Below are 17,380 nucleotides of genomic sequence, written 5' to 3' on the forward strand. Positions count from 1 at the left end.
TAGTGATCTAGATGGATTTGATGAAATTGCAGAGGCTATTAACAAAGGAGCAATTGAACTTAATTTGAAACAAAACCCTAATGATCTGTGGGGACAGTATAATTTCAGGGTGAAGGATGATGGAGAATCTGTCGTAGATTCACTATTTATGTTCTATGATGATATCTTTGCTTTCAAAGGTATAGGCGATCTTGATAAAATGCACTATTCATCATTTGAAGAAATACAAAATATTTATAGTGGTACCGAATCTGAGGAAGATGAAGCTGATAAAGTTGATGTGCCAAAAGTTACAGAAGAACAACTGGAAAAACTGAAAAAGGAATATACGGGATTCATCGTATCTCAATTAAAAGATGAATATTTCACATTGGAGAAAGATAGCTCTTATACAACATCTGAAGGTGATATAAAAGCTAAAAAACTAACAGTGAGTATTAACGAAGATGAAACTAGAACAATGCTAATTTCATTAGTTGACAAACTTCGCGGTGATAAGGCAGCGCAGGAGTTGCTTGCTAATGCTCTTTTCCCATATATTAACGAGAGCTCAAGCACACTCACATCTGCTGAACAACTAGCATATGTGAAAGAACAAATTGAAGATGGTTTATATGAGTTGAAAACTGGTTTAATCGATGCAGAATCATTAGGAAGCTTTGAAATGATATTATATCTTAATAAAAAGAATGAAATTATTGACCGTGAAATGACAATTTCTATGGAGGATGATTTTACTTCAAATGCACTTGAAATCAGTATCCATCAAACGAATTGGGATCTAAAGAAAGGTGTGGACCAATCAACGTTTGACATAGAGTTCGAAGTTTCCAATTATGGTGATATTACTAGTCTACTTATTGAGTCTGATACTACGACGGAGATTATCGACAAAGTTAGAGATGCGAAGAGTAAGATTACATTAACTGCCTACTCATCTGGTTCAGATGAGTTTAGTGCTAATATTAATTGGAGAGCTCGAGAAGCGACGACAGAAGGCGGCGAAGATCGTTACACGTTTAATATTGATTTAACTTCTATTGAAGATGCACCAACAATAAGTGGTGATTTTACACGAAAAGTTGATCAGAAGTTGAAAGAAAATTACTCTAATCAAACGATAAAAGGTAATGTTGAGCTTATGCTCAATATGCTAGCTGAAAGACGTACGCTGAAAATTGGCTTTAACATTGATTCCAAAACGAAATTTGACGATAAGCTTGCCAAACCAGTGTTAGATAAAGATGCGGTTAACCTTAAAGATTTGGGGGATGATGAATCTTACTACATGCTTCATGACATATTAAATGGACTTCAAAGTGGTTCCATGAATTTTGGTGATTCATTGTATTAATATAATGAGAGTGATAAGAGAAGGTGTATCCATAGTGGATACATCTTCTTTTTTAGAAGAAATTCAAAAAGCGGATTCTTATAAAGTAGCAAAACAAGAACACCTCCGATTAGCTCTGAATTGAAACTAATCGGAAGTGCATTGAGGCTCAAGCTATGGGGTTAGATTTGAGCTGAAACATAATTTGTAGTGGCAACCAGATGAGCATAATCAACAGGCTTGGCTTACCTATTGAATAGAGGGACAGTCTGCTACTATGTGGCTAGCATAGTTGTTGCACTAGAGAGCACTAACGCAATTATTTGAATGACATGATTATCGTTCATTAACTATATAGGGTGGAGAAAAGCTAGCGTGCCATCTCACCTTTATATGATATTGATAATCATTATCACAACAATAATATAACATAGGCATTTCCACAATTCAAGTTATTTATAATAAATTTCTGGTGCAAGGTTTTAATGAGTTACTTTAAGCGGACAGGGAATGACAAAAGCCACCTTCATAGAAGATGACTTTTGTCATGAGTAATAATAAATTATTGGCCTAACATATTGAATAAGCGCACCATAGTTACAATCGTTTGCTCATGTGAGTATTTCCCTTGTGGATCGAATTTCGTAGCAGATACGCCGCCCATAATGGATAGTTCAGCAGCTTGAGTGACAGATGAACGCGCCCATGCTGAAATTTTCGCGTCATCACTAAAGACGGGAGCTTTGCCACGCTTCAAGTTTCCATCAAGATAATGATATACCTTCATTAATAATGAAGCAGCTTGCTCTCTCGAAATTGTTGCATAAGGTGAGAACTTTCCGTTACCAGTTCCATTAATAATGTTATTCTCATATGCCCAGATGATTTCATAATTACCGTCATATACATCGGTAAATGGAGAAGCCTTATCATAGTATTTGGTAAAGTCAATCGTCGGATCTATTGCAGTAAGAAGTCCCACGACATAAGAGACGAATAATTCCCTTGTAACTGATTCGGTTAGATCATAGTAATAAGGATTAAAGTTAAGCAAACCATATTTATTAGCATCAGTTAAGCTCGATTGTGCCCATGAACTAATTGGTGACTCAGGTTTATCAAGAACATCGATTTGAATAGAGCTGTTCGAAGTGTATAGATACCCATCAACCGTAATATTAACATAGCCACGTTTATGAGCAGTTACTACACCATTTGCGTTAACACTCGCAACTCTAGGATCAGAAGATACATAGCGAATAGGTTTCTCATCTACTGGGAATTGCAACTGCTGCCCAGGGAGCATGTACCGCTGTGCACTGTTAACAAATTTCGACTGTAGTTGAACCAATGAAGTTGAATAAGACAGTGAAGTTGATTCACCTGCTAATGTATGCAATCCAGTAATATTAACATTAAACTTATCTTCATCTTCATAATAGTCAATATTACCTGGACGGAAAATAACAGCGAAGTTAATACCATAATTATTTAAACTCACATTGAAGAAATCACCATCGTAATCACGATCGTTAGAATCGAAATTCCAAACCTTCTGATCACGCTCACGAGTTAATGTAACTTTAATGTCTGATATTTTGTTCCTATCATATAGACCTGTATTTAAGGAAACTGACCATGGATCAGCTGGACGTATGATTTCTGCAGGGAAAATACCGGCAGATGGCCACGCGATATAATCATACTGTACTTCATTAATATCGCGATCATTGTTAAATGCAGACATCGATGAATAAGTTCCATAAACAGAAGAGGGATCAACTGCAAATCCAAACATTGTTTTCTTCATTTGCGGATTAATGATCCAGCGACGATGTCCTACTGAAAGCAGATTGTTGTTACCATTGTCAGACATATATCCATAAAATACAGTGTCATACAATGTATCTCGTCCTGCAGACAGATTACTAGAACCTGCAGAAGCAGCTGCAAGTTGGTAGAAAGATTCACTCATATCGCTTGGTTTTACTGGATAATGAGTTAAAGATCCGTTTATGGCATTAATAATTGCACCAGCTTGTTGTTTCTCAGCAATGGAATAATCAAGTGTAACATCATCTGGTAGACCAGCTAAGTACCTTGCAAAATTAGTTGCATTCAATCCATCAAGTAATACATTTTGTGAAACCTTACCGGCACTGTAAGGAGCAGATAATGTTGGCGCTACTTCAAACAACTTCGAACTATCAATGTCTAAAGGCAAGTATTTTTGCCATTTTTCTAATAATTGTTTTTCTGTTCTTGCAGAAACGGTTTCTTGTACATTACTAGCACCGAATGCTATTGTTGGGTTTACTAACGATGCTGCTAACGTCATAGTAACGCTGACAACAGCAATTTGTTTAAAGAAAAATTTCATTTTCATTATTACGTTTTCCTCCAGTTATAGTATTCAATAAATCACTATGAAAAAAGATTCAAAGTGTAGGCATTACTAATTATTGTACAATAAAATAGAGGTAAATCGTGGAATTTTATTAACATTTTTAGATATTAATGCGGACTAGTATTTTAGGTGCACATTGTAATATAGAATTAAGAATAGCCCCGCTAATCCTATTGATGATCAGGGCTACTTCAATTTACAAGATATTGATTAATTGAAAAATTTGAGTCTCTAGTAGTATCAATTTATAATATAGGCGAATATCTAGATTTTATACTAGGTCTAACGACTACTATTAAATAAAACTACTACAAAATAATATTACCATATTATAAATCTGCACTTTATAGTGGATTATTATTGAAGGTGAATCTTTATGAAACTGAATAAAAACAAGAAATTTATAGCAATAACGTGAAACATTGTAAATATAAGTTTCGTTTAATAGAGTGATCGTATGGTTAATTATTGGCGATATTCAATAGTTAATCAAAATAAAAATAGGAGGTATTATTGGTGAACATTAGAAAATCTAGTAAATGGATTGCGTTATTGCTTTCGGCATTATTACTGATTCCGTCTTTTTCATTGGCATCTGCTAGTAGCTCATCAGACATTTCAGGTCACTGGGCTGAAACTAACTTGCAAGAGTGGGTAGAACAAGGATTATTAGAAGGATTTGAAGCTAATATTTATAAGCCTAACAAGGATGTCACGCGTGCAGAATTTATGACCTTCATTAACCGTGCTTTTGGTTTAACAGGTACAGCTACATTAAATTATTCTGATGTGCAGTCATCTACTAACAAATGGTATGTGAAAGAGATTGGAAAAGCAGTTCAAGCAGGTTATGTGAAAGGTTACACGGATAATACAATACGTCCGAATGACCTAATAACACGTCAAGAAGCTGCAGTTATGTTATCTAATCTAGTAAAAGATACAGGTGCTTCAACAGCAGATCTATCTGGTTTCACTGATGCAGATAAAATTGCTACTTGGGCAAAAGATGCAGTAACAAAAGTATTCGATCTAGGCTATCTCGGTGGATACCCGAATAATACATTAAAGCCACAAAAAGAGATTACGCGTGCTGAATCTGTTGTCATGATTAATCGTGCGATGGAAGATCAGTTCACAATTTACAAAAAAGCAGGTACTTATGGCGCTGAAACAGGCCAAAAAACCATTGCTGGAGATGTAATGATCACTGTTGCTAATGTAACATTGAAAAATACAATCATCGAAGGTAACTTAATACTTGGTAAAGGTATTGGCGAAGGTGATGTTACGCTAGATAATGTTACTGTTAAAGGTAACACAATCGTACAAGGCGGTGGAGTAAATAGTATTCATATTATTAACTCTAGCTTATTGACCATTATTGTAGACAAAGCAACTGGAGTAGTAAGAATTGTTGCTTCTGGTATTACTGTTGTGGGTGCAGTTATTGCTAAAACTCCAGCTATATTTGTAGAAAATGCGCTAACTGGAGCTGGTTTCGGCAACATTACAATTACTGAGCAAGCAAATGGACAAATTGATTTATCAGGAAACTTCGATAAAGTAATCGTTGAAGTACCTGGCGTTACAGTAAATGTTGTAAATGGTACAGTAAATACGTTAGAGGTTACTGCAGCAGCGGCAGACACGAACATTAATCTTGCTGCAAATACTACAGTAACGAATCTTATTCTGAATGCGGCAACAGATGTAACAGGAACGGGTACGGTAGTCAATGCAAATGTTAAAGCAAATGGTTCAACATTGGCTAAAAGACCGACGAATCTAGTAGTATCCCCTGGTATTACAGTTGTTGTTCCAGATGCACCTGTGGTGAACCCTGGTCCATCTGTTCCTTCAACATCAATAAGCGTAAGTAACGAGACTCAATTATTAGCAGCGTTAGCTAATAATTACTATACACATATTAATGTAACGGCAAATATTGCCGCTACAAAAACTATCGTGATTAATAGAGCAGTTACTTTGAATGGTAATGGTAATACAATTTCACTAGCTGGTGATTGGACTGGTGAAACAAATGCTGAGAAGCATGGTATTTTAGTTCAAAGTAATAATGTTACGATCGACAATCTTAAAGTAACGCTTGATAAAGTTGGAGATACACCTGCTTGGGGTGGAAACTACGGAATTCAAGTATACGATGTTACAGGAGTAACATTGAATAACGTTACAGTATCAGGTGCAGATGGTGGTATTCTAGTTAATGCATCGCTTGTAACATTAACAGGTACAACTGATGTATCGGGTAATGAGTTCGGTGGTATTGAAGTAAGTAAAGGTACAGAAGCGGTTCGTACGGATTCTATTTTGACAGTGGGAGCAAATGCAAAAATATTGAATACTACGGAAACTGAATCAAAACCTACGATTTGGGTTGAAGATGGCGAAGGTTCTGTTGTAGGTTGGAACACTCTACTGATTGAAAAAACTGTATTAGAAAAGGAACAAACATTCTATCTATTAAATGTATACAACGAAGCTCAACTTCGTACTGCTGTTGATCAAGTGGGATTAAAAACTATTTCATTGGGTGACGATATCGGATATCTGACTAGTTCCTTGGTTCTTGATAGAGCTAATACTACATTGGATGGAAATGGATATTACATCGACTTTGAAAGTATATTTGATAACAGTGACCCAATTGAACGTCATGGTATTGTTATTGTAGCTGATGGAGTTACAGTAACTAATATATATCTTTATTCTGATGATGAGGAAACCAATTGGACAGGATCATACGGAATTCAAGCTTATGATGCAAAGGATGTAGTATTGAATAACGTAACTGTAGAATATTTCAATGCGGGTATTCTAGTTAATGCTGCTCAAGTTGAATTAACTGGAGAAACAGTATTGTACTACAACGGATTTGGTGGTATTGAGGTAAGTAAAGGTACAGAAGAGGGTCTTGGTAATTCGGTACTAACACTTTCAGGAACGATCGTGAATGAAGAGGAAACTGAAGATCACCCAACAATTTGGGTAACTCGTGATGCTGACGGTGTAACAGATCAAGGTACTGTAGTAGGCTGGGAAACTCGACTAATTGAAGCTGAGGGAGTAGGCGACGACCCTCAAACGTTCTACTATTTGAATGTGTACAACGAAGAGCAACTTCGTACAGCGGTTGATCAAGTGGGATTACAAACTATCTCATTAGGTGCTGATATTGAGGTATCAGAAAAGATTGTTATAACACGTGATAATGTAACATTAGGTGGAACTGGTCCAGATGTTAATTATGGTATTGGTTTTATTAATCAAGAAAACAGCGGTATAATAATTGAAGCTAACGGAGTTAAAGTTACTGATCTAATTCTACTCTTTGGTAGTTCTTATGGTATAAAAGTAAATAATGCAACAGGTGTAAAAGTAAATAATGTGGATATCGTGTTTTTCGATGCAGCAATTCTTGTTAATGCTTCTGAAGTAGAATTAACCGGAAAAATATATTTGCAAGGAAATGGATCTAGTGGTATTAAAGTAGCTAAAGACGCAGGAATGACTCGTAATTCTGTATTGACTGTAACAGGTACTATCGATAATAACTCCGAGTCTCCTTCAAAGCCAACCGTTTGGGTGGTATACGATGCTGATGGTGTAACACCACAAGGTACATTCACTAACTCTAACGAAGATAATGTATTTACAGAAGTAGAAAAGAAAGATGGCGATAAAATAATACAGGTTAATCACCATCTTCCGGCTCCAATTATACCTTAAACCATAACAAGGCAAAATCCGTCTCATTCGTAGATTAATTATCTACGGTGAGACGGATTTTTTATTTCAATTTATTAGAACCAATTAAGCTGTAGATCAGCTCAAAAGAAGCTCTGCTAACTACTTCAATCTATTTTGAGCATTTTTTGCATAACAAATACTCCCGAAGCTCATAATATACTGAAAAATTATGACAAAAGGGAGCATTTAAGATGGTGAAGATATTCAGAAGTTCAGTAATAATGTTGTTTGTAATGGCACTAATGGTTGTGCCGTTCAAAGGTATCGTTTCGGCGAACGTCCATGCTAATGGAATACCTAATAATAAAGCTACTTGTGAGTTGAGAATGGCAGAGCGGCAACTGTGGATTGATCATGTTCTTTGGACGAGAAGCTTTATTGTTAGTGATCTAGCCAATCTTGAAGACAAATCCGATGTATTAGAGCGACTATTAAAAAATCAAGATGATATTGGCAATTCCATTAAGCCTTATTATGGTGAAGAAGCCGGCAATAAACTAACTAAGATACTTAGGGAGCATATTGAACTTGCTGGACAAGTTACGAATGCAGCGAAAACTGGTAACACTGCTGATCTAGAAAAATATAATAAGTTATGGTACAAAAATGCAGATGACATAGCAGACTTTTTAAGTGCTGCTAACCCTAATTATTCAAATAAAGAATTGAAAGATATGTTATACAAGCACTTACAGTTTCTTACCGATCAAGTTGTAGCTAGATTGAGTAAAGACTGGAAAGCCGATATCGTTGCATTTGATAAAGGTGAAGAGCATATGATTATGTTCGCAGATATGCTTGTTGACGGAATAATTAAGCAGTTCCCGAAAAAGTTCAAATAAGGCTAATGGTGAAGCGACTACTCCAAGATTACTACGCGGAGTAGTCGCTTTTATTATGGACAATTTCAATTTTGTATGTCAGAAACAGTTTATTGCAAGTATTGTTGTTCTTCAGAATTCTCTGATATCTCTTGTAAAGCAATGCCAGCGTTATGTTCAGTTGGATGTGCTAAAGCCAAATCACCTAAAGCGATAATGCCCACTAATTTACCTGATTCAATAACAGGTAAACGCCGGATTTTATGCTGAGCCATGAGATTGGCTGCTTCTTCAGCATCTTGATCTGGAGCGACGGTTATTAGATTTTCGCTCATAACAGTTTGTACTTCTGTAGAGCCGGGGTGCTTTGCAGCATATCCTCTTATAACCAGATCACGGTCTGTGACACATCCAATTAGTTTAGAGTGATCGTGTTCATCCACGACCGCTACGAAACCAATATTGTTCTCAGACATAATGACGGCAATTTCATAAATATTATCTTTAAGCGTTACCGTTTTACAGTCAGCTGTCATTAAATCTTTTACTTTCTTCATTTTGATACTCCTTTTATCCTTTTTGTAATGCATACACATAATATCTTCATAATAGAGCCTACTAATACGTAATAAATAAACTCAATAGGTTTTGAATTATTCCATTATGCCAGCAACTTCAAGAGCTCGATGTTTAATACGTGATTTTTCTACAGTCTCCCCTAGCAAATCCGATACTTGAGTGGAATTTTTGATGTTACGAAGTATAAATTCTGCATGATTGGTGTCAGATGAAAATACGGTAATATCGCCTATGTTAATGATACGCTCAAATAAGTTTCTCTTTGTTGAAATATCTCTAATTCGATACAATCGTATTTCATCGCGTCTTTTTGTGAATATGCCCTTTTGTACAATAATTCTTGAATCTGTAATTTCATATTTTGTAAAGCTAGGTAAACCGAAGTTGAACGGTTTTCCCTTCCATAATACTTCTTCCATGTCATGCCTCCTTACTTTCTATTAAGTGAAATAGCATAAATAACGATACCTAATATATATCTATGATAAGTTCAATGAATTAACCTACTATAGTTAATTGAAGTTAAACTTTCTGCTATCTTTTTCATCAGATTCTTTACTATTCCTGATCTGAAAAGCTGTTGAAACGATTAAAATCTTCTCATCATTATCAGAAAAGAAGCTCCTTATATTAAAGATAATCCGCATAAGGTCAAGGCTTCATAGCTTTCTAGGACGTAAGTTCAATTTTTAATGATCCTTAATTTCCCATAAAGTCTATCTCATTATTATCGTATAATGGTGCGAGATTAAGGAGGGCGATATTATGTTGAACAAACGTTGGATAAAGTCTTTGGCCTTATTATTGATTATTGTTTTTGCTTGGCCTACCTATGAAGTTTTTGCAGAAACGCCTGGCAAAACGACGGTATATGTGAACGGTCAACGTGTCTCGACAACGGCAATTATTCAAAATGATTATCAACTTGTACCAGCTTCATTTTTTCGTAAGTTAAATGTGTCCGTTGAATGGAATAAAAAATATCGTGCTGCTGTGCTTAGTAAATCATCTATTCTGATGAGCTTTCCAGTAGCTGAGCGTCATACTGATTATCAAAGTGCAGCAGCATCAGTGTGGAAGCGGGATAAGTTAAATACTCGGACGACGTTAATCAATGGAGTGACTTATGTCCCACTAGCTTATACTGCAAAAAAACTTGGATTTAGTGTTCAGTACGATTCACGTATGAAGGCAGCACTTATCTCGACAGGTGCAGGGGGTATGAATTCGTTAGAGAATCAGAAGCAACCGACCCAAGAGGAACTTCATTGGTTATATCAAATTACGGAAGCAGAGGCTGGGGGAGAGAGCTATACAGGGAAGGTCGCTGTGGCAGCTTCAATCTTGAACCGAGTTGCTGATCCTGAATGGCCCGATTCAATCATCGATACGATTTTTCAGGTAGAAGTTTATAATGGAAAATCGTATTATCAATATTCTCCGGTGTTGGACAATCGTATTAATACCGTGACACCAAGTCAGGATACGAAACGAGCGGTGCAAGCTGCACTGAATGGTTATGATCCGGGTCTTGGAGCTGTAGTTTTCTATAATCCAAAGAAAACAGATAATGAATGGGTACAAAGCCGAGAAGTCACAGCTCGAATCGGAAATCATGTATTTGCGAAGTAATATCTACGTAATCTAAGTGAATAGTCAGTTGCCGAGTGATCTCGGCAGCTGGCTATTTTTTTTTCGATACGTTAATTGTCACCAAGTTAAGAGCGAAATAAATAATCTTTTACTGTAAGTATGGATTCTGAGACTTCAACTTGCGTTTTCAGTCGATTCTATTATAGAGTAAGAACAAATTATCATCTGTTACTTATAAAACGTAAACTGGAGTGAAAGACTATGTTTCCCGTAAAAAGAAGTCTATTTGCTAAAATACTTTTCAGTTTGTTAATAGCGACAATCATACCTTTTATCGCATCCAACTATATTTCTTATCAAATAACCGGAAAAGCGATTAATAAGCAACTTGTGGAGTTAAACCAAAACTCAATGGCAATTACGATGTCTGGCCTACATACTTATTTCCATGAGCTTTCACTGCTCGGGCTATCGTATTATGGCAATCCGAATTTGGATCGGATTCTATCTTCTAAAGAGACACAGACACCTGCAGAAACTGTATACATTACCCAACAATTTGAGCGCATATATGGGACTCATTCTGAAATTGGTTCAGTTTCTTACAAAAGTGCTTTAACAAATAAACAATTTAATATTCGCAATGACTATAGTTCACGCGTGAATATTCCAGATTTCGTGAATGGAGAGCTTTCTTCACAACGTGATGAGCTAACAAATGATTTTATTGTTACATACAACCATAATGAACCCAAATTACGTGTGAATCGTTATTTTATGGATATTTCAACACGTGAAGTTATTGGGTTAACATCATTCAATGTTGATAATAGTGAAATAAAAAAAACAGTTGGAGCATTATCTACATCACAAGATGGCTCCATCTATCTCTTTATACAAGATGATTTGCAATTATTATATTCGTCGCTTCCAAGCAATGAGAAAAAAAAGATGGATTGGGTAAATCGTTTATATGAAGAAACTACAGGAAAGGAAGGAGTAGTAAAAGGGGCGATTTACGAGCAAGAGGGTACTTATATTTACTATCGTGATGTATCCTATAATTTTCCTGTAACACTAGCAAAATTCATTCCTCAATCATTGGTCAATAAAGCCCAAACTACTGTACTTGGCCAATCCCTAATTGTACAAGTAGGAGCAATAATATTGGTGGGCATCATCGCAGCTTATGTTTCCTATTATATTTTGAGACGTGTGAAACGAATTTTAAAACAAATAAAGAACATTCAAATGGGGAATTTCAATATTAAAGTACGTCCACAATCGAATTCCCCAGATGAGCTTAATATTTTGGAAGAAAGATTTCAAGAAATGACAATGGAGCTTGACGAATTATGGAACAAACAGTATCGTCATCAGCTTGAATTGTCCCATGCAAGATTAAAGATGCTGCAAGCACAAATTAACCCACATTTCTTCTATAACACGTTACAGTCCATCGGAACTTTAGCAATTAAGAACAATTCTCGGGAGATTAGTGATAGAATTGCAGAATTTGCTGCTATCTTCCGTTACAATATGGATATAGATACTGAAGTAGTGTCACTACAAGAAGAGCTGGATCACGTCTCACATTATACATCTCTGCAAATGGGGCGTTATAAAAATAAGTTAACATATGCTGTACAATATCCAGAAGAAGCCTATTCGTTACAAGTTCCGAAAATGGTGCTGCAACCACTTGTAGAAAACAGTATTGTGCATGGCTTGGAAAAAGGTACAGGTAAAGTGGAAATTAAAGTGGATATTGAAGTGGTTAATAACTATATTTATTTATCTGTTATTGATAACGGTAAAGGTTTTACTCCTGAAGAGATACAAAAAATTCATCTTAGTTATGTAGATCAAAACATGTTTGATGATGAGAAAGCTGGGATTGGCTTAACCAATGTACTCAAGCGATTATTATTATTTTATGGTGAGACGTTTGAATGGAAAATTATTAGCGAACCATATGTTCAAACAACTATTTCATTAAAACTTCCAAATACAACAAATACATCACGATAAGGAGATTATGTTAATGAAAGTATTGATCGTAGATGATGAAGAACATGTAAGAGAAGGTGTAGAGCTAGCAATTGATTGGCCTACCTATAACATTCAGCAAATATTAACTGCTGAAGATGGATTCGAGGCAATCGAGATCGTTCGAGGGGAAGAGCCTGAATTAATCATATGTGATATGAGTATGCCCAAAATGGATGGACCACGTTTCTTAGAATTGTTAAGAGAGGAAGGCTGGAATTCAAAAGTTATCGTACTAAGTGGTTATCAGGAGTTTCGCTATACTAGAGCAACTTTATTAGCAAATGGTGTTGATTATTTACTCAAGCCATTCAAAATAGATGACTTGGATAAGGCCGTTGCCAAAGCAGTGACATCAATTGAACAAAATCAGCAAACTAAACATGAAGAGTTTAATAATAGTTTTCGCATAAAGGAAGCAGACTCATTACTCAATGAACAGAAAATGAATACTTATTTGCAAAATGATCCAATTCAAGAGGATAGTATGTTACAGCTATTTGAAGAAGTTGGGCTATCTGAGCAAGATTTTTATGTCCTTATGTACTTACCGCGTAATTCTAATTCTGTCATTGAACGCTACTATATGGGCGACGAATCATTGTTTGAATTTTCTGTAAAAAATGTGCTGAATGATATCATTAAACAAGTAGGGAATTATTATTGTTTTACAGATGAACAGTTTATTATCGTGTATATACAAAGTGATCTTTCAATTGATGAACTGGAGTTCTATCAGAAAAAAATAAGTGAATTATGGTACAAAACGCTTAGACTACTTACAATCTCAGGTTTCAGTAAACGACGCACAAGCATTGGACAACTTCATCATTCATTGAAAGAAGCAAAAGCAGAAATATTAAATACCAATATAATAAAAGCATCACAGTCCTATCAAAACGCAACGGATCTTACTCCCTTTATGGATAAAGAATTATTATTGTTAGAAGCTATTCGTAACCAAGATAAAAATCAAATTCAGGAATTGGTTCACAGTTATGTTGAATCTCTACATACCAAATCTAATTTACCATTAAAAGAATTACAGCATTATTCCATTGAAGCAAATTTATTGTTGATGCGAGTTATGAATCAATTACAATCTAAACAACATATTGAAACGATGCCATTATGGCTATCTGACTTAGAAGAATGGGAAAAGACTCTCATTCATATGTTTCATAGTATTGTTGATGACGCAAATGAAAGTGCCTCAACCATTCAAAGCATTGCAGCAATAAAAAATTATATCCACGATCATATGAGTGAAGAAATTACTCTGTCATCCTTAGCTGAAATATTCCATTTTAGTCCTCAATATTTATCAAAACGGTTTAAGGAAATGCATCAAACAACGGTCATGAGTTATTTGACTCAGATTAGAATGGATAATGCCTGTGAATTATTAAAATTCTCTGAGCTTTCCGTTCAAGAAATCGCCGCTTCTGTCGGTTATGAAGATGATAATTACTTCAGTAAAGTATTCCGTAAGCATTACGGAGTATCTCCAACGCAATATCGAAGAGTGAATAAATAATTTCATTTGAGAAAAACTCCTCCTATTACACTTGTAATTAAAGTTATAGGGGGAGTTTTTATATTAACAGATTCAAAATTTACTTGTTTAGGCGAGAATATCACCTGTTTAGTATCATTGCCAAAAATTATAATGATAATGTAAGTGTTTACACACTTTATAGAACGATTTCAAAATTGGGGGTAGTAACATGAAAAGAACGAAGAAATTAATCGGTATCATTTCTATGATGGTTTTAGTACTTGCTTTAGCTGCTTGTGGAAATAACTCAAGTAATAAATCGGGTTCGGACAAGAACGGTGGTACTGGCACTGAGAAGTTAGCAAAAATTTCATTATTCCAAAGTAAAGTTGAAATTGCTGAAGCGCTTGAAGATCTTGCTGATAAATATAAAGCGGAGACTGGTAACGAAGTTGAGGTTTGGGGTTCAGCAGGTGATTCCTATATAACACAACTTCAAACCAAGCTAGCTGCTAGCGAGGGTCCAACTATCTTCTCTGTTCAACCAGGTGCAGAAGCAGATAAATTCGCATCTTATTACTATGACATGAGCAATGAAGAATATGTTAAGTATATTTCTCCAAATATGGCACTTGAAAGCGATAGTAAAGTGGTTGGAGTTCCTACTGGAGTTGAAGGTTTTGGTCTAGTTTATAACAAAGCTTTAGTAGATCCTTCTACAATTACGGATGTAGCTTCACTGACTGCTGCACTAGAGCAGTTCAAAGCTGATGGAGTTAATGGATTAAGCTTATCTCAAGAAGCATATTTCTTAATTGGTCATATCATTAATACACCTTTTGCTTTGCAGACTGATCCTGTTGCTTACATTGAGCAATTGAATAAAGGTGAAGTGAAAATGTCTGATACTGCAGAATTCCAAGAATTCGCTCAAGTAATGAAGGTGATTCGTGATAATTCTATTAACCCAATGGAAGTAACATATGATGTGCAAATGGGAGACTTTGCTTCAGGAAAAACAGCAATCGTACACCAAGGAAACTGGAGCTACAGTATGTTAGCTGATTATGATGATATTGAAGCAGGAATGATGGCTTTACCTATATCTGGAAACAAAAAAATTGCAGTTGATATCCCAGCAGCTTGGGTAATTAATAACACAGCTTCTGCTGAACAAATTGCAGCCGCAAATGCATTTATTAATTGGTTGTATACAAGTGAAACAGGTAAAAACACAATTGTTAACGAATTTGGTTTCATTCCAGCTGTAACGACAATTGAAGCGACTGGTCTTGATCCATTGTCTCAAGAAGTATTTGAAGCAACACAATCTGGCGAAACAATTCCTTGGGCACTTAATTATTTCCCACAAGGTATTATTATCAATGATTTGGCACCAGCGACTTCTGAATTCTTCTTGGATAACAGCATGACTCCGGAACAATACCTTGAAAAATTAGATAATGTTTGGGCAAAAGCTACAAAATAAGTTTTATAACAATCATGATTGATGTGGAAAATAGAAAACCTAACTTTCTCATTGAAGTTAGGTTTTCGTTTTCTCGATAACATAAGCAAAAATAACAAAGTGGAATGGGTGACATGTGATGAATAAAAAAATGGATAGAGTTTGGTATGCAATATTTACGATGCCCTTGTTCCTTATCTTCCTTACTATAGTAATCATTCCGTTCATTATCGGAATAATATATTCATTTATTACTTGGAATGGTATACCTGCCAATCCTAAAGTTTTTGTTGGTTTTGATAACTATGTAGCTATTTTTCAAGATGAGCGTTTTATTACTTCTGCTTGGAACACATTAAAATTTACAGTTTTAGCTTTAATATCGATTAATGTTTTTGGTTTAGTATTCTCACTCATTGTAACTGCAGGGTTTAAAGCAAGTAACTTAGCACGTACATTATTCTTTATGCCAAACCTTATTGGCGGACTTATTCTAGGATATATATGGAAATTTCTTTTTACAGATGGTTTCAAACAAATTGGTAATCTTACTGGACTAGATTCAATTTTCTTTAACTGGTTAATTAATCCGAACTTTGCATTATACGCTCTAGTCATTGTTTTCACATGGCAAATGGCAGGGTATACGATGATCATATATATTGCGGGTATTCAAGGAATTCCAGATGAAGTTATGGAAGCTGCAAAGGTAGATGGCGCTAATTTATGGACGCGCTTAACGAAAATAGTATTCCCACTATTGATGCCTTCATTTACTATTTGCTTATTTTTATCACTTTCGGGTGCATTCAAAATATACGATGTGAACTTATCACTTACTGGGGGTGGACCAATCCATTCTACAGAATTATTTGCGATGAATATTTTCAATGAGATATTCGGATACGGTAATTATGGTCTTGGTCAAGCTAAAGCGATCATCTTCTTCTTAGTTGTCGCATTGGTTACTTTGACGCAAGTTATTATTACGAAGAAGAAAGAGGTGCAAATGTAATGAAAGCAACAGGTAGAACTATTACTTCAATTCTTATCGTTATACTTGCCTTACTCTTCTTATCACCCATTTATATTATGCTGGTCAACTCTTTCAAAACTCGCTCGGAATTATATGAAAATGCACTTGCATTACCATCTAGCTTTAGTTTTGAATATTACCAAAAAGCAATGGAAAAAATGAATTTTTTACATGTGTTTTTTAATTCTGCGTATGTGACTATCGTTACGGTTATCTGCGTTGTTGTGCTGGCATCGATGACAGCTTGGATGTTAGTTAGAAAAGACAACCTAATGAGTAAAATTATCTTTTATTCTTTTGTAGCTACGATGCTTATTCCATTTCAAACACTAATGATGCCGCTTATGCAAGTAATGGACTGGATCCGTACTAATCTGCATATCCCTATGCTAAATACTCATGGTGGTCTGATCTTTATGAACATCGGATTTCATGCTGGAATTGCAGTATTCCTTTACCACGGATTTATGAAGTCTATTCCGATTGCACTTGAGGAAGCTGCTACTCTTGATGGCTGTAGTAAATTTGGTCTGTTCTGGAGAATTGTTTTCCCATTACTGAAAACAATTACTGTGACAGTAGCAATATTAGATATTATCGCTACTTGGAATGACTACTTGCTGCCTTCACTTGTGCTCTCTGATAAAGGGCTACGTACCATTCAATTATCGACATTCTACTTCTTCGGTGAATTTACGATCGTATGGAACCAAGCAATGGCAGGTTTAACGTTAACGATTATTCCAATCGTAATTTTCTACGCTTTCGCTCAAAAATATATTATTAAAGGTGTTGCAGCAGGCGCTGTTAAATAAAGCAAGA

General features: G+C 35.5%; 11 protein-coding genes. 8 read left to right on the top strand and 3 right to left on the bottom strand.

Annotated elements, in window-relative coordinates; translation table 11 throughout:
• Positions 1-1,895: 1,895 nt before the first annotated feature.
• On the bottom strand, positions 1,896-3,719 hold the full coding sequence (locus tag NAG76_11580) for an S-layer homology domain-containing protein (GenBank protein URN92541.1): 1,824 nt from the start codon (positions 3,717-3,719) through the stop codon (positions 1,896-1,898).
• A gap of 537 nt (positions 3,720-4,256) precedes the next feature.
• Between NAG76_11580 and NAG76_11585 the strand changes: the two genes are divergently transcribed.
• Both NAG76_11585 and NAG76_11590 read left to right on the top strand, forming a co-directional pair.
• On the top strand, positions 4,257-7,493 hold the full coding sequence (locus NAG76_11585) for an S-layer homology domain-containing protein (GenBank protein URN92542.1): 3,237 nt from the start codon (positions 4,257-4,259) through the stop codon (positions 7,491-7,493).
• Between the two features lie 212 nt (positions 7,494-7,705).
• Positions 7,706-8,356, top strand: coding sequence for a glycosyltransferase (locus NAG76_11590; GenBank protein URN92543.1), 651 nt, complete (start codon positions 7,706-7,708; stop codon positions 8,354-8,356).
• 89 nt (positions 8,357-8,445) lie between these two features.
• Here NAG76_11590 and NAG76_11595 read toward each other — a convergent pair whose 3' ends face one another.
• Complete coding sequence (locus tag NAG76_11595) at positions 8,446-8,892, bottom strand: CBS domain-containing protein (protein URN92544.1); 447 nt, start codon at positions 8,890-8,892, stop codon at positions 8,446-8,448.
• 96 nt (positions 8,893-8,988) lie between these two features.
• The gene (locus tag NAG76_11600) at positions 8,989-9,333 is read right to left on the bottom strand and encodes a PH domain-containing protein (protein URN92545.1); all 345 of its coding nucleotides are present in this window, start codon (positions 9,331-9,333) and stop codon (positions 8,989-8,991) included.
• 346 nt (positions 9,334-9,679) lie between these two features.
• On the opposite strand from NAG76_11600, the gene NAG76_11605 reads away from it, so the two are divergent.
• The 6 genes from NAG76_11605 to NAG76_11630 all read left to right on the top strand — a co-directional run bounded on the left by NAG76_11605 (position 9,680) and on the right by NAG76_11630 (position 17,373).
• On the top strand, positions 9,680-10,546 hold the full coding sequence (locus NAG76_11605) for a cell wall hydrolase (protein ID URN92546.1): 867 nt from the start codon (positions 9,680-9,682) through the stop codon (positions 10,544-10,546).
• Between the two features lie 222 nt (positions 10,547-10,768).
• The gene (locus NAG76_11610) at positions 10,769-12,538 is read left to right on the top strand and encodes a histidine kinase (protein ID URN92547.1); all 1,770 of its coding nucleotides are present in this window, start codon (positions 10,769-10,771) and stop codon (positions 12,536-12,538) included.
• 13 nt (positions 12,539-12,551) lie between these two features.
• Entirely contained in the window at positions 12,552-14,093 is a 1,542-nt protein-coding gene (locus NAG76_11615; protein URN92548.1) for a response regulator, read from the top strand.
• A 190-nt stretch (positions 14,094-14,283) separates the two neighbouring features.
• Complete coding sequence (locus NAG76_11620) at positions 14,284-15,543, top strand: ABC transporter substrate-binding protein (protein ID URN92549.1); 1,260 nt, start codon at positions 14,284-14,286, stop codon at positions 15,541-15,543.
• A gap of 118 nt (positions 15,544-15,661) precedes the next feature.
• Positions 15,662-16,537, top strand: a complete 876-nt coding sequence (locus NAG76_11625) for a sugar ABC transporter permease (GenBank protein ID URN92550.1) — start codon at positions 15,662-15,664, stop codon at positions 16,535-16,537.
• On the top strand, positions 16,537-17,373 hold the full coding sequence (locus NAG76_11630; GenBank protein ID URN92551.1) for a carbohydrate ABC transporter permease: 837 nt from the start codon (positions 16,537-16,539) through the stop codon (positions 17,371-17,373). The genes NAG76_11625 and NAG76_11630 overlap by 1 nt, the downstream gene beginning before the upstream one ends.
• Positions 17,374-17,380: the final 7 nt, after the last annotated feature.

The sequence above is a fragment of the Candidatus Pristimantibacillus lignocellulolyticus genome, from assembly GCA_023639215.1.
GTDB classification, from domain to species: domain Bacteria; phylum Bacillota; class Bacilli; order Paenibacillales; family Paenibacillaceae; genus Pristimantibacillus; species Pristimantibacillus lignocellulolyticus.

Excerpts from the sequence above, each read along its gene's own strand:
- NAG76_11600 (URN92545.1), bottom strand. The coding sequence starts at position 9,333 with ATGGAAGAAGTATTATGGAAGGGAAAACCGTTCAACTTCGGTTTACCT.
- NAG76_11625 (URN92550.1), top strand. The coding sequence starts at position 15,662 with ATGAATAAAAAAATGGATAGAGTTTGGTATGCAATATTTACGATGCCC.
- NAG76_11580 (URN92541.1), bottom strand. The coding sequence starts at position 3,719 with ATGAAAATGAAATTTTTCTTTAAACAAATTGCTGTTGTCAGCGTTACT.
- NAG76_11620 (URN92549.1), top strand. The coding sequence starts at position 14,284 with ATGAAAAGAACGAAGAAATTAATCGGTATCATTTCTATGATGGTTTTA.
- NAG76_11605 (URN92546.1), top strand. The coding sequence starts at position 9,680 with ATGTTGAACAAACGTTGGATAAAGTCTTTGGCCTTATTATTGATTATT.
- NAG76_11610 (URN92547.1), top strand. The coding sequence starts at position 10,769 with ATGTTTCCCGTAAAAAGAAGTCTATTTGCTAAAATACTTTTCAGTTTG.
- NAG76_11590 (URN92543.1), top strand. The coding sequence starts at position 7,706 with ATGGTGAAGATATTCAGAAGTTCAGTAATAATGTTGTTTGTAATGGCA.
- NAG76_11615 (URN92548.1), top strand. The coding sequence starts at position 12,552 with ATGAAAGTATTGATCGTAGATGATGAAGAACATGTAAGAGAAGGTGTA.
- NAG76_11630 (URN92551.1), top strand. The coding sequence starts at position 16,537 with ATGAAAGCAACAGGTAGAACTATTACTTCAATTCTTATCGTTATACTT.
- NAG76_11595 (URN92544.1), bottom strand. The coding sequence starts at position 8,892 with ATGAAGAAAGTAAAAGATTTAATGACAGCTGACTGTAAAACGGTAACG.